Annotated in this window: 13 protein-coding genes; 11 read left to right on the forward strand and 2 right to left on the reverse strand. The window is 63.7% G+C overall.

What is annotated here, in order from left to right:
• Positions 1-17: 17 nt before the first annotated feature.
• From IQ26_RS14375 to gndA, 5 genes are all read left to right on the forward strand, one after another.
• Complete coding sequence (locus IQ26_RS14375; protein ID WP_145718258.1) at positions 18-374, forward strand: DUF2946 family protein; 357 nt, start codon at positions 18-20, stop codon at positions 372-374.
• A gap of 103 nt (positions 375-477) precedes the next feature.
• Positions 478-1,017 (forward strand): copper chaperone PCu(A)C, encoded by a 540-nt coding sequence (locus tag IQ26_RS14380; protein ID WP_145718260.1) that lies wholly within the window; start codon positions 478-480, stop codon positions 1,015-1,017.
• A 41-nt stretch (positions 1,018-1,058) separates the two neighbouring features.
• Positions 1,059-1,574 carry a YcnI family copper-binding membrane protein gene (locus tag IQ26_RS14385; protein ID WP_145718262.1) on the forward strand — a complete coding sequence of 172 codons (516 nt, stop codon included), beginning with the start codon at positions 1,059-1,061 and terminating at the stop codon, positions 1,572-1,574.
• Between the two features lie 55 nt (positions 1,575-1,629).
• A complete protein-coding gene (locus tag IQ26_RS14390) occupies positions 1,630-3,267 on the forward strand; it encodes a copper resistance CopC/CopD family protein (RefSeq protein WP_145718264.1) in 1,638 nt (545 codons plus the stop codon).
• 153 nt (positions 3,268-3,420) lie between these two features.
• Entirely contained in the window at positions 3,421-4,848 is a 1,428-nt protein-coding gene (gene gndA, locus IQ26_RS14395) for an NADP-dependent phosphogluconate dehydrogenase (protein ID WP_145718265.1), read from the forward strand.
• Positions 4,849-5,115: 267 nt separating this feature from the next.
• On the opposite strand, the gene IQ26_RS14400 is transcribed toward gndA, so the two are convergent.
• Both IQ26_RS14400 and IQ26_RS14405 read right to left on the reverse strand, forming a co-directional pair.
• Positions 5,116-6,048, reverse strand: coding sequence for a hypothetical protein (locus IQ26_RS14400; protein ID WP_145718267.1), 933 nt, complete (start codon positions 6,046-6,048; stop codon positions 5,116-5,118).
• A gap of 144 nt (positions 6,049-6,192) precedes the next feature.
• Positions 6,193-7,242 (reverse strand): LacI family transcriptional regulator, encoded by a 1,050-nt coding sequence (locus tag IQ26_RS14405; RefSeq protein WP_145718269.1) that lies wholly within the window; start codon positions 7,240-7,242, stop codon positions 6,193-6,195.
• 417 nt (positions 7,243-7,659) lie between these two features.
• On the opposite strand from IQ26_RS14405, the gene IQ26_RS14410 reads away from it, so the two are divergent.
• The 6 genes from IQ26_RS14410 (at position 7,660) to IQ26_RS14435 (ending at position 13,899) form a co-directional block, all read left to right on the forward strand.
• Entirely contained in the window at positions 7,660-8,898 is a 1,239-nt protein-coding gene (locus IQ26_RS14410) for an ABC transporter substrate-binding protein (RefSeq protein WP_145718272.1), read from the forward strand.
• A 106-nt stretch (positions 8,899-9,004) separates the two neighbouring features.
• Positions 9,005-9,898, forward strand: a complete 894-nt coding sequence (locus IQ26_RS14415; RefSeq protein WP_145718274.1) for a carbohydrate ABC transporter permease — start codon at positions 9,005-9,007, stop codon at positions 9,896-9,898.
• The gene (locus IQ26_RS14420) at positions 9,891-10,826 is read left to right on the forward strand and encodes a carbohydrate ABC transporter permease (RefSeq protein WP_145718276.1); all 936 of its coding nucleotides are present in this window, start codon (positions 9,891-9,893) and stop codon (positions 10,824-10,826) included. The genes IQ26_RS14415 and IQ26_RS14420 overlap by 8 nt, the downstream gene beginning before the upstream one ends.
• Positions 10,827-10,828: 2 nt before the next feature.
• Positions 10,829-11,947: an ABC transporter ATP-binding protein gene (locus tag IQ26_RS14425; RefSeq protein ID WP_145718278.1), complete on the forward strand. Its 1,119-nt coding sequence runs from the start codon at positions 10,829-10,831 to the stop codon at positions 11,945-11,947.
• 52 nt (positions 11,948-11,999) lie between these two features.
• Positions 12,000-12,746 (forward strand): sugar phosphate isomerase/epimerase family protein, encoded by a 747-nt coding sequence (locus tag IQ26_RS14430; RefSeq protein WP_145718280.1) that lies wholly within the window; start codon positions 12,000-12,002, stop codon positions 12,744-12,746.
• A 10-nt stretch (positions 12,747-12,756) separates the two neighbouring features.
• Complete coding sequence (locus IQ26_RS14435; RefSeq protein ID WP_145718282.1) at positions 12,757-13,899, forward strand: Gfo/Idh/MocA family protein; 1,143 nt, start codon at positions 12,757-12,759, stop codon at positions 13,897-13,899.
• Positions 13,900-13,978: the final 79 nt, after the last annotated feature.

Raw genomic sequence — 13,978 nt, forward strand, 5'->3', positions numbered from 1 at the left:
GGCGGAGACGATGGAGCATGCCGGCCGCGCTGGTCGCGGCCTATCTGCTCGTGCTCCAGTCGATGCTCGGCGCATTCGCCTCCGGCTTGGGCCCGGATGCTTCGCAACGCGACGCCTTCGGCAATGTCATCTGCACCCATGAGGGTGTGGCCGAGCTTCCCGGCGGCGATCCGCACCAACAGCACATGCCGGCTTGCTGCGTGCTCGGCTGCGGCGTGGCCTCGGCTGCTTATGCACCGCCGCCCGCTGCCGGCACGGTGCCCGGCAATTTTTCCGTCGAAACCGTCGCCTTTGTGCTCCCGGCGTTCAGGCATCTCGATTTCACTCGCGACCGCTCTCCGTCGAACCCGCGCGCGCCGCCGGCGACGGCCTGATCGTCCCAGATCGCCTTGCGGAAGCCTTCGCGAGCGCATTCATTCAACATCGAAACTGTTCGCGACCGGCCAACGGCGCGCTCTCTCAGTTCCTGGAGCTATCATGTCTCACTCTTTCTGCGCGCGGTTCGGCCGCAACAACTCCTTCCTGCGCCACTTCGAGGAGCGTCTCGGCATCACCGTGTTCGTCCTCGCCCTCCTGTTCGTCAGCGTCCACACCGTTTTCGCGCATGAGTTCAAGGTCGGCGACCTCGAGATCGTGCATCCCTGGTCGCGCGCCACGCCGCCCGGCGCCAAAGTGGCCGGCGGCTATTTCATCATCAAAAACACCGGCAGTTCGCCGGACCGGCTGCTGTCGATTTCCTCGGAGATTTCGGCCAAGGCCGAACTGCATGAGATGGGGGTGAGCGATGGCGTCATGACCATGCGGCCGGTCGCCGGTGGCATCGAAATTCCGGCCGGCGGCAAAGTCGCGCTGGCGCCCGGCGGCTATCATCTGATGTTCGTCGGGCTGAAACGGCAACCGAAGCAGGGCGAAGAGTTTTCCGCCGCGCTGACCTTCGAGAAGGCCGGCACCGTCACCGTCGACTTCGCGGTGGAAGGGATGGGCGGGATGGGCGGCATGGACGATCACGCCAACTGACCCCGGCCAGATCCGCACAATTCGAAATTTGAGGGACCATCATGAACAGGTATCTTTTGTCGGCCGGCGCACTCGTTCTGGGGACGGGCTCGGCCTTCGCCCACGTCACGTTCGAAACGCAGGAGGCGGCGGTCGGTTCGACCTACAAGGCCGTCCTGCGCGTGCCGCATGGCTGCGACGGCAAGGCGACGACCACTGTCCGCGTGCAGATCCCCGAAGGGGTGATTTCGGTGAAGCCGATGCCGAAGCCGGGCTGGACGCTGCAGGTCAAGAAAGGCAAATACGAGAAATCCTACCAGCTCCACGGTCAAGCGGTGACATCAGGCGTCAAGGAAGTGAATTGGAGCGACGGCAGCCTGCCGGACGAATTCTACGACGAATTCGTCTTCCGCGGGACACTGGCGGCGGACCTGCCCGCCGGCCAAACGCTCTACTTCCCGGTGGTGCAGGAATGCGACGGCGTTGCCGAACGCTGGATCGAGATTCCGGCGTCCGGCCAGGATGAGGATGCGCTGGAGTCTCCGGCGCCCGGCATCAAGCTTGCACCGCAGCAATGATCTTTGGCGGCGCGCTTTGTTCAAAAGAGCGCGCCGCTGTCTTTGTGGCGATGACATGAGTGCTGCATCCTTACGGCGGGCGGTCTGCACGGCCTGTAAGCACGCCAGTCGGCTTGCCGCTGGCCTGTTGGCCGCGATCATGCTGCTTGCGGCGATTGCCGCGCCAAATCAGGCCTTTGCGCATGCGGCGCTGGTCACAGCCGATCCGGCCGATGGCGCGGTATTGGGACAAAGCCCCGCGCACTTCTCGCTGACCTTCAGCGAGCCGGCCTCGCCGCCGGTGCTGACCCTGGTGCGGCCAGACGGGACGGCGGTTCCGCTGACGACCTTTCGGCTCAACGGCCAGACGGTCGAGATCGACAACTCGCAAACGCTCGGATCCGGCACGCATGTGCTGAGCTGGCGGGTGATTTCCGCCGATGGCCATCCGGTCGGCGGCTCGGTGCTGTTTTTCATCGGCGCGCCGAGTGCTGCGCCGGCCGTCTCCGAAGCTATCGACCGGGGTTTGCGGTCGGCGATCTGGATCGGCAAGGTCTTTCTCTATGCCGGCCTCTTTCTCGGCGTCGGCGGCGCCTTTGCCATCGCCTGGCTGGCCAAGGGTGGGCGTTCCGGCCAACGCTTCGCAATCGCCGCGATGCTGTGCGGACTGGTAGCGGCGCCCTTGTCACTTGGCTTGCAGGGGCTTGACGCGCTCGCCGCGCCGCTTACGCATCTGGCACAGCCGGTTGTCTGGCAGACCGGACTTGGCACTAGCTTCGGCTGGACGGTGCTGATCGCGCTGGTGGCGCTCGGGCTTGGCCTTTTGTCGCTGGTCGGGCCGCGCGGCGGTGCAAAACTGTTTGCCCTTGCCGGCTTGGCCGGCGTCGGTGCCGCCCTCGCCACCAGCGGGCATGCAAGTGCCGCCGAACCGCAATGGCTGACGCGCCCGATGGTGTTCCTGCACGGCGCCGGCATTGCCTTCTGGGCCGGGGCGCTGGCGCCGCTCGGTCTCGCCATCAGGCGGAGACCGGCCAAGGCCGCGGCTTTTCTGCGCCGGTTTTCCCAAGCGATCCTACCCGTCGTGGCCGTGCTCGCTGCCACCGGCATCGCGCTGGCTGTCATCCAGGTGCAGGCACCCGCGGCCTTGCTCGAGATCGCCTATGGCCGGCTGCTGCTGATCAAGCTGGCGCTGCTGTTCTTTCTGTTCACGCTCGCCGCGACCAACCGCTGGAAACTCACCGGTCCGGCCGAAGCGGGAGAGACGGAAGTACAGAGGAGGCTGGTCCGCTCGATCGGCATTGAAATGCTGATTGTTCTGGCGATCTTCGGCGTTGCCGCCGGCTGGCGCTTCACGCCGCCGCCGCGCGCCTTGGCGATCGCGGCAGTGCAGCCGGCATCGATCCATATCCACACGCCGAAGGCGATGGCCGACCTCAGCATCACGCCCGGCCATGTTGGGCCGGTTGCCGCCTCGATAACCATCATGACCGGCGATTTCGGCCCGCTCGACGCAAGCCAGGTGACGCTGGTGCTGTCAAAACCCGACTCCGGCATCGAGCCGATCAGGCGCGCGGCGACAAAGCCAGGCGACGGCACCTGGCGTGTCGACAGTCTCGTCATCCCGGTTCCCGGCCGATGGACGGCGCGGCTCGATATCCTCGTCTCGGATTTCGAGATCGTGAAGTTAGAGGCGCCGATCGACATCAGGCCGTGAGGACAAGCCGGCGGTCCGCAACACAATTCGGCGAGGCGGTTGACGCGGCCTTGAAGGCCCGTCAATCATCCCGGCAAGAATGGCATCCCGGGTAAAATGGGCATCGCCACAAATCGCCGCCTCAACAAAAGATCCGAAAGCAGGGAAGAAACGATGGAAAAAGCCGAAATCGGCCTGATCGGCCTTGGCACGATGGGTTCCAACCTGGCACTTAATATCGCCGAGAAGGGGCACCGCATAGCCGTCTTCAACCGCACCGCCGCGCGTACCGATGCCTTCGTCGAGAATGCCGGGGCGCTGAAGGACATGGTTGTGCCCTGCACCAGCCTTGAGGAACTCGCCGCCGCCATCCGGCCGCCGCGGCCGATCATCATCATGGTTCTGGCCGGCAAGCCGGTTGACGAGCAGATCGCGGCGCTGCGCGGCGTGCTGTCGGCCAACGACATCGTCATCGATGCCGGCAACGCCAATTTCCGCGACACGATGCGGCGCTTTTCCGAGCTTGCCGGCTCGGGCCTCACCTTCATCGGCATGGGCGTGTCCGGCGGCGAGGAGGGCGCGCGCCATGGACCGTCGATCATGGTCGGCGGCACGGAAGAGTCCTGGAAACGTGTCGAAAAGGTCCTGACCGCCATTTCGGCCAAATTCAGGGACGAGCCCTGCGCGGCCTGGCTCGGCACCGATGGCGCCGGGCATTTCGTCAAGACCATCCACAACGGCATCGAATATGCCGACATGCAGATGATCGCCGAGATCTACGGCATCTTGCGCGACGGCCTGGGCATGGGGCCGAAGGAGATCGGCACGGTGTTTGCCGGCTGGAACAAGGGCCGGCTCAACTCCTATCTGATCGAGATCACCGCCAAGGTGCTGGCCGCGGACGATCCGAAGACCGGCAAGCCGGTGGTCGACATCATCCTCGACCGCGCCGGCCAGAAGGGGACCGGCAAATGGTCGGTCATCGAGGCGCAGCAGCTCGGCATTCCGGCCACCGCGATCGAGGCTGCGGTGGCCGCGCGCGTGCTGTCATCGATCAAGGACGAGCGCCTGGCCGCCGAAAAGGCCTATGGCAATGGCGGCGTGACCAAGATTTCCGGAGACAAGGACGCGCTTCTCAACGATCTCGAACTGGCGCTGTTCGCCGGCAAGATCGCTGCCTACGCGCAGGGCTTCTCGGTGATGAGCGGCGCGTCGAAGGAGTTCAACTGGAACCTGCCGATGCCGACCATCGCCAAGATCTGGCGGGCCGGCTGCATCATCCGCTCGCAATTGCTGGACACCATGGCGGAAGCCTTCGGCAAGGGCGGGGCGGCCACCAATCTCCTGATGGCGCCGGCCTTCATTGCGATGATGCAGGAGGCGCATCCATCGCTGCGGCGCATCGTGGCAAGGGCGTCGGAGGCCGGTTCGCCGGTGCCGGCGTTGTCGTCCGCGCTCGCCTATTTCGACAGCTACCGCCAGGGCCGCGGCACCTCGAACCTGATCCAGGCGCAACGCGATTTCTTCGGCGCGCACGGCTTCGAGCGCATCGACGGGCCGGGTGCGTTCCATGGCCCGTGGGGTAGCGGGGCGGCGGGTTAGCGCCCCACGTTCGCCATTCAGCGGAATTGCCCACGATCCTGAAAGCTGCCGCCCGTACTGGCGCCGCTGGAACATCCGATGCTGATGGGTTTGCAGACCGTCCGCTAGAGCGAAAAGGTCATCCCTGACGCTTTCACAATGTGCTCGCTGGACGACGCAGTCTTCGTCTGGATCGTCCAAACGTCTGGCCAACATCGTTCCGACCTGCGCCTTTGAAGGCGCAACTCAATGGCCAGACGGCGAAACAGGGCGTGGCAACGGCCACCACTACTCCGGCTTCAGCCGCTCAATCCTGATCTCGACCCGGCGGTTGATGTCACCAGCGCCGAGTCGCGCCTCGAATTCGACGGTGCGTATCAAGCCCGGCGTGGGATCATACGTCACAATGCCGCCCTCGACCACGCTCAGTCCGTCGGCGGTGGCCTGTGCGACGACGGCCTCCGCCTCGGGAACGTCCAGCCCGCCAGCCTGCGCGGCCAGGGTGGCAAGCTCGGGGCCGAGCGTGTCGCGGGCCGCCTGCGGGTTGGGTGTGATACGCCAGACGAACAGCAGATCCTCGCTGCCCTCCTCCCGCCCGCCATAGGTCTCGAGCTTCGATCCCGGCACGAAGAACCACGCCGGAAGATCCAGCCCTTCCGTCACCATCCATGTCGCGTCCCGGCGGAACGGGCGCAGGTGCGCCACCGAAGTGACCCAGAGCGGGCGCATGACGGCGCCGACTCCGTCGGGCTCGAAGACCGGCAGCAGACGCTCGATCGCCGCCGCGGTTGCTCGGTCCGTCAGACCGGGCAGCCGCTCGGCGAACCGGACCTTCACCCGCGCCCAGTCGATTTCCACCGGCGCGCCGAGCCGCAGCATCTTGAAAGGATAGGTTTCGTTTTCGATCGCTCTGGCGAAAAGGTAGGCGATATCGCGCTCTACATTCTCGACCGCCTGGATCGCACGAATAGAATAGCTTCCCGTCATCATGTCCGGCGGCTCTTCGCCGGTCAGCCGCAAATGCAGTTCGTGCGTCCATTCCGCGCGCCGCTGGTTGCCGCGGAAGCTATGTTCCTGGACACTCTGGATGCGAAAGACGATGTCCTCGTCCATAGGCGGGAAGAACCCCAGGCGCACGAGGTCTTCGGAGTTGTCCTGGGCAATCGCTCCGAAGGCGACGAGGAACGTCAGGACAAAGCCGCACAGTCTGAAAACCGCCATAGGTCATCCTTCCTCCGGTGGGCGAGTAGGGTGGATTACCTATGGGAGGCCGGCGGCTGTCAAGTTCGGGCTGACCGGCGCCCGGTGGGGCAATGACGCAACGCTCCTGGCCGCCGTGGACGTTCAGCCGGCGACACCATTGCGCTAGTCGGAGCGGCGATAGGCCAGGACCTCGGTCGGCGCGCTCAGGCTCTGCAGTGAGCCAGGTGCGGCGCCGCCGATCCAGCCCAGCACGGAGCGGGCCAGCTCGGCGCCGGCCAGCCGGAAATCCTCGTTGACGACCAGCAATTCCCTGCGGAACAGATGCAGCAGGTCCGACGACTGCTTGGATACCACGTCGACGTCCCGGCCGAGCTTGAGGCCGGCGTCCTCGATGCCGGCAACGATGGCGAGTGTCGCGGCGGCGGCGCTGCTGACGAAGCCGTCCGGCCTGACGTCGCGGCGCATCAGCTGCGCGGTCCTCATCCTGATCTGCTCGATCGAGTGGTCGATCGAAACGGTGTTGAACGGGATCTCGCTGGCGCCGACCTCGCTCAGCGCATCGGTAAAGCCGTTCAGCGCATGGCGGTGATAGGTCAGCTCGACCGGCGGTGCCAGCAGAGCCAGCCTGCGGCGGCCGATGCCGGCCAGGTGGCGCACGGCTTCGGTCGCAAACGCATAGTTGTCGAAATCATGATAGGGATGGATCAGCCCCATATCGGTGCGGCCGTGCGTGGCAAAGGGGATGCCACGCTCCAGCATGTAGCGGGCCCTGGGGTCGTTGGGCTGGGTGCGCGAAATGATGACGCCGTCGGCAGAGCCGGTTTCCACCAGATAGCGTATAGGGTCCAGGGGATCCTGCGAGCGTGAATAGGGCGTGACGATCAGGTGATAGGGCGTGTCGGCGATGACTTCCGAGACGCCGTAGATGATGTCCGAGACAAAGCTCATGATCTCGTGCTCGGTGTTGAGCACGAGGCTGATGACGTTGGTCTTGCCGGTTCGCAGGCGCACGCCGGCACGGTTGGGACGGTAGCCGATCTGCTTGGCGACGAGCTGGACGCGCCGCCTGGTCTCGGCGCCGATTTCCGGCGCGTCCTTCAGCGCCCGCGACACGGTGGTGACGCCCAGCCCGGTCATGAAGGCGAGCGTCTTCAGCGTCGGCCGGCCCTGTCCCGACGCCTCGTCGTCCTTTTCCGTGTGATGTCTATCCATTCATCCCGCCCGTCAGGCGCATAGCAGTTGCCGTGCAGGCCGGCAATCGGCGATCGCGGCTTGCCCGCGACTCTCCGCCTGACGAACACCCTATATACTGAAACGTTACAGATTGTCACTTGCCATCGCGCAATGGCTGCTGGCACGGGCTCTTCACGCGCGACGCGCCGCTCGGCGCAAAGACGTTGGACGTCGGCATGGCCTGGCCGCGGAACGAGGAATTCCACCGAATTTCATGCATTGCAACATCATTCTTGCAATGCAACCTAGCCTGTTGCGGCGCAGCAGGCAGCAATGCAGGGGCGAATTTGTTCGCATCTCGAAAAAATGTCGAACCGCTCCAATTCTGGGGTTGCGCGCCTCACGCAATTGCCGTATCGAAAATCTGTAACGTTTCAGATTCTGGGAGGAGCCGAAATGCGATACCAATTCATGACCGCTGCGTTGGCAGTGACAACCGCGCTGCCATTCGCCGGCCCGGCGGCAGCGACGGATCTGGAAGTCACCCATTGGTGGACTTCGGGCGGCGAGGCAGCGGCGGTCGCCGAATTCGCCAAGGCGTTCGACGCGACAGGCAACCGTTGGGTCGACGGCGCTATCGCCGGCTCCGGCGGCACGGCGCGGCCGATCATGATCAGCCGCATCACTGGCGGCGATCCCATGGGCGCGACCCAGTTCAACCACGGCCGGCAAGCGGAAGAATTGGTGGAGGCCGGTTTGATGCGCGACTTGACCGATCTCGCCACCCGGGACAAGTGGACGGAAATCGTCCAGCCGAAGAGCCTGCTCGACGGCTGCACCCTCGACGGCAAGATCTATTGCGTGCCGGTCAACATTCACTCCTGGCAGTGGCTGTGGCTGTCGAACGCGGCCTTCGAAAAGGCCGGCGTGCCGGTGCCGAAGAACTGGAATGAATATGTCGCGGCCGCCCCCGCGCTGGAAAAGGCAGGCATCCAGCCGCTCGCGGTCGGCGGGCAGCCCTGGCAAGCCTCCGGCGCCTTCGACGTGCTGCTCACGGCGGTCGGCGGTACCGACACCTTCCTGAAGGTCTATCGCGATAAGGACGCCGAATTCGCCGCCGGGCCCGAGGTCGCCAAGGTGTTCAAGGCCGCGGACGATGCCCGCAAGATGGCGAAGAACACCAATGTACAGGACTGGAACCAGGCCACCAATCTCGTCATTACCGGCAAGGCTGGCGGCCAGATCATGGGCGACTGGGCGCAGGGCGAGTTCCAGGTTGCCGGCCAGACCGCGGGCAAGGACTATACGTGTCTTCCCGGCCTTGGCCTGAACGAGGTCATCGCCACCGGCGGCGACGCCTTCTACTTCCCGCTGTTGCAGGACGCCGAAAAGTCCAAGGCGCAGGAAGCGCTGGCCGAAACGCTGCTCGATCCCAAGACGCAGGTCGCCTTCAACCTCAAGAAGGGTTCGCTGCCGGTGCGCGGCGATGTCGACCTCGAGGCGGCGAATGACTGCATGAAGAAAGGGCTCGACATCCTGGCAAAGGGCAGCGTCATGCCCTGGACGGACCAACTGCTGTCGCAGGACACCCAAAAGCAGAAGGAGGACCTTTTCTCCGAGTTCTTCGCCAAGCCGGACATGACCGTGGAAGAGGCGCAGAAGCGCTTCGCCGATATCGTCGCCTCGGCCGATTGACTTTCGACGAACCGCCTCACTCCCGCCCCTGCGAGCGCAGGGCCGGGAGCTCAGGGTCAGGGGTTCTGACCCGCCCGCCCTTACCCGATCCAGTCCGGTTGTTCAGATGAGCAAGAGCGAACGCCCCAACCAACTCTTCCGCAACCTCAATGCCAAGGTCGCCTCTATTCCGATGGTCCTCACCGCACTGGTGATCTTCGTCGGCGGCAGCGCGTGGACGGTGCTCTATTCCTTCACCAATTCGAAGCTCCTGCCGCGGCTGAACTTCGTCGGGCTCGATCAATATTATCGGCTGTGGTCTACGCCGCGTTGGCTGATCTCCATCGAAAACCTCCTGGTCTACGGCGTGCTGTCGCTGGTGTTTTCTCTCGTCATCGGCTTCATGCTGGCGGCGCTGCTCGACCAGAAGATCCGTTTCGAGGACACGTTCCGGACGATCTTCCTCTATCCGTTCGCGCTCTCCTTCATCGTCACCGGTCTTGTCTGGCAGTGGCTGCTCAACCCGGAATTCGGGATCCAGGGAGTGGTGCGCGGCCTCGGCTGGGAAAGCTTCAACTTCGATCCGCTCTACAATTCCAGCATCGTCATCTACGGCATAACGATCGCCGCGCTCTGGCAAGGCACCGGACTCATCATGTGCCTGATGCTGGCCGGCCTGCGTGGCATCGACGAGGATATCTGGAAGGCAGCGCGGGTGGATGGGATACCGATGTGGAAGACCTATCTTTTCATCATCATCCCGATGATGCGACCGGTCTTCGTCACCGCGCTTGTCATCATCGCCGCCGGTATCGTCAAGGTCTATGACCTGGTCGTCGCCCAGACCAGCGGCGGTCCCGGCATCGCTTCCGAAGTGCCGGCAAAGTACGTCTACGACTACATGTTCTTCGCCCAGAACCTCGGCCAGGGCTTCGCCGCCTCGACCATGATGCTGCTGTCGGTGTTGATCGTCATCGTGCCGTGGGCCTATCTCGAATTCGGAGGCAGGAAGCGTGTCTGACCATGCCGTTTCCCTGCCTGCCGGTACGGGCTCTATCGGGCTTGAGGCATCCGGGCCGCGGGGGCCGAAGCCGCGGCATGTGTTCTCGCGCCGCAACATCTTCCTCTATGGAACGCTCATCGTGGTGGCGCTGTATTATCTCCTGCCGCTCTATGTGATGGTGGTGACGTCGCTCAAGGGCATGCCGGAGATACGCCTCGGCAACATCTTCTCGCCGCCGCTCGAAATCACCTTCGAGCCTTGGGTGAAGGCCTGGTCCAGCGCCTGCACAGGCCTCAACTGCGACGGGCTCTCGCGCGGCTTCTGGAATTCGGTGCGCATCACCGTTCCGTCGGTCATCCTGTCGATCGCGATCGCTTCCGTGAACGGATACGCGCTTGCCAACTGGCGCTTCAAGGGGGCCGACACTTTCTTCGTCATCCTGATCGTCGGCGCTTTCATCCCCTATCAGGTGATGATCTATCCGATCGTCATCATCCTGCGCGAGATCGGCCTCTACGGCAGCCTCAGCGGTCTGGTGATCGTCCATTCCATCTTCGGCATGCCGATCCTGACCCTGTTGTTCCGCAACTATTTCTCCTCCATGCCGGAGGAGCTGTTCCGCGCGGCGCGCGTCGACGGCGCCGGCTTCTGGGGCATCTATTTCCGGATCATGCTGCCGATGTCGCTGCCGATCTTCGTCGTCGCCATCATCATCCAGGTGACCGGCATCTGGAACGACTTCCTGTTCGGCGTCGTCTACACCCGCCCCGACACCTATCCGATGACGGTGCAGCTCAACAACATCGTCAACTCTGTGCAAGGCGTGAAGGAATACAACGTCAACATGGCCGCCACCATCCTGACCGGCCTCGTACCGCTCGTCGTCTACTTCATTTCCGGCAAGCTCTTCGTGCGTGGCATCGCCGCCGGCGCGGTGAAAGGATGATGATGACAAGAATCGAAAATCCCAGTGTTTCAATCCAGAATCCCAGTGTCTCGATCCAGGACCTGTCGCTGAATTTCGGTGCTATCTCGGTGCTGGAGACGCTCAACATCGATGTCGCCGAGGGCGAGTTCATCGTGCTGCTCGGCCCGTCCGGCTGCGGCAAGTCGACCTTGCTCAACTGCATCGCCGGCCTGCTCGACGTTTCGGACGGCCGCATCTTCATCAAGGGCAAGAACGTCACCTGGGAAGAACCCAAGGACCGCGGCATCGGCATGGTGTTCCAGTCCTATGCGCTCTATCCGCAGATGACAGTGGAGAAGAACCTGTCCTTCGGGCTGCGCGTCGCCGGCATCGCCAAGGACGAGATCGCCAAGCGCATCGCGCGCGCCGCCGAAATCCTGCAGATCGAGCCACTTTTGCAGCGCAAGCCGTCGGCGCTTTCGGGCGGCCAGCGCCAGCGCGTGGCCATCGGGCGGGCGCTGGTGCGCGACGTCGACGTTTTCCTCTTCGATGAGCCGCTTTCCAATCTCGACGCCAAGCTGCGCGCGGAGCTGCGTGTCGAAATCAAACTGCTGCACAGCAAGCTGCAAAACACCATGATCTACGTCACTCACGACCAGATCGAGGCGATGACGCTGGCCGACCGCATCGCGGTGATGAAGGGCGGCGTCATCCAGCAGCTCGACGCGCCGCAGACGATCTACAATCGCCCGGTCAACCGTTTCGTGGCCGGCTTCCTCGGCTCGCCGGCGATGAACTTCCTCGACGGCAGGCTGGAGAAGGACGACGGCAACTGGCACTTCGCCTTCGAGGATGTGCGGATCCCGCTTGCCACCTACGCTTTCGAAAAGCAGCCGGTGCCGGGAGCGGCCGTGTTCGGCATCCGGCCCGAGCACGTCGCGTTCAACAGCGGCGCCGGGTGGCCGTTCACAGCCACGGCCAATGTCGTGGTCGTCGAACCCATGGGTTCCGACACATTGGTCTGGCTGAAGCTCGGAAATCAGAATTTCACAGTGCGGGTGACATCCGAGCGCACGCCAAACAACGCCGACACCGTGAGCATCGGTTTTGACCCGATGCGCGCTTCGCTGTTCGACGCCGCAACCGGCAACCGCCTGTAATACCCAAGAAATTCACCTCAGCACATCCATCCCCAGAGAACGGACAGAGACGATGAATTGGTCATTCCAACTTTACAGCGCCCGCAATTTCCAACCCTGGGAAGGGGTGCTCAAGATGCTGGGCGAACTCGGCTACAAGGAAGTCGAGGGGTTCGGCGGCGTCTATGACGACCCGAAGGCATTCCGCGCCGAACTCGACAAGAACGGCCTCACCATGCCGACCGGCCATTTCTCGATCGATGCGCTCGAAAAGGATTTCGATGGCGTGCGCAAGATCGCCGACGCGCTCGGCATCACACTGCTCATCTGCCCCTATCTGGTCGCCGAGCTCAGGCCGACCGACACGGCCGGCTGGCGCGGCTTCGGCGAGCGCCTGGCCAAGGTCGGCGAGACGGCTGACAAGGCCGGCTACGGTTTTGCCTGGCACAACCATGATTTCGAGTTCAAGACGCTTGCCGACGGCTCGGTGCCGCAGGACCACATCCTGGCGGCAGCGCCAGACATCGGCTGGGAGATGGACGTGGCCTGGGTGGTGCGCGGCGGCGGCGATCCGCTGCCCTGGATCGAGAAGCACGGCAAGCGCATCGCCGCCGTCCATGTCAAGGACATCGCCAGGCCTGGCGAGGGCCTCGACGAGGACGGCTGGTCGGATGTCGGCCACGGCACGATCGACTGGGCCGGCTTGATCAAGGCGTTGCGCGCCAAGAGCGCCGCCAAATACTACGTCATGGAACAGGACAATCCCAACGACATCGAGCGCTTCGCCCGCCGCTCGATCGCAGCCGCCAAGACCTATTAGGAGCATCAGCATGGCAAAAAAACTTGGGATCGGCGTTATCGGCTGCGGCAACATCTCAAACGCGTATCTCTCGTTTGCGCCGCTGTTTCGCGGCATCGAGATGCGCGCCTGCGCGGATATCAACATGGATGCGGCCAAGGCGCGGGCGAAGGAGTTCAAGCTGCGCGCCGAGACAGTCGAAGGGCTGCTCAAGGCCGGCGACATCGACATCATCGTCAACCTCACCGTTCCGGCGGTGCACTACGAGGTGTCGAAACAGATCCTCGATGCCGGCAAGCACGTCTATTCGGAAAAGCCGTTCGTGCTGTCGGTCAAGGAAGGGCTCGACCTGAAGAAGCTGGCGGAGAGAGAGGGACTGCGCATCGGCTCGGCGCCCGACACTTTCCTCGGTGGCGCGCACCAGCTTGTCCGCAACCTGATCGACACTGGCAAGCTCGGCAAGATCACCAGCGGCACATGCCATGTGATGAGCCATGGGATGGAGCATTGGCACCCCAATCCGGACTTCTTCTTCCAGCCCGGCGCTGGTCCGGTGCTCGATATCGGACCCTATTACATCACCAATTTGATCCAGCTGATCGGGCCGGTGAAGCAGGTGGCGGCCTTCGCTTCGATCCCGACGACAGAACGCACGATCTCGTCCAAGCCTCGCGCGGGCGAAAAAATCCTGGTCGCCACGCCGACGACGATCCACGGTTTGATGGAGTTCGAGAATGGTGCCGTGGTGACGCTCAATACCAGTTGGGACGTGTGGAGCCATGGCCATGCGCCGATGGAACTCTACGGCGAGTTGGGCACGGTGTTCTTGCCGGATCCGAATTTCTTCGGCGGCGATGTTCGCTTCACCGACGCCGCCAAGCCGGTCAAGAAGCTGCCGAAATGGAAGCATCCGTTCGGCGTCGCCAACCAGATGCATTCGCACGGCATGATGGCCAACTACCGCACCGCCGGCCTCGCCGACATGGCTCTGGCGATCGCGGAAGGCCGGCCGCACCGCTGCTCGATGGAACTGGCGCTGCATGCCGTGGATGTGATGACCGGCATGTTGCGGTCGGGTGCGAGCGGGAAGTTCGTCGCCATGCAGACCACCTGCGAACGGCCCGCGGCACTGGGCGTCAAGGAAGCGAAAGGGCTATTGGCGAAGAAGAAGTAGGGTGCGCGCTTCAGTGATTGCGACAGGTGTAGTTTACCGTCGACCCCTCTCCCCGTTTCGGCGGGCAGCGGCTAAGGGT

The organism is Mesorhizobium tianshanense (assembly GCF_007830515.1).
Classification (GTDB): domain Bacteria; phylum Pseudomonadota; class Alphaproteobacteria; order Rhizobiales; family Rhizobiaceae; genus Mesorhizobium; species Mesorhizobium tianshanense.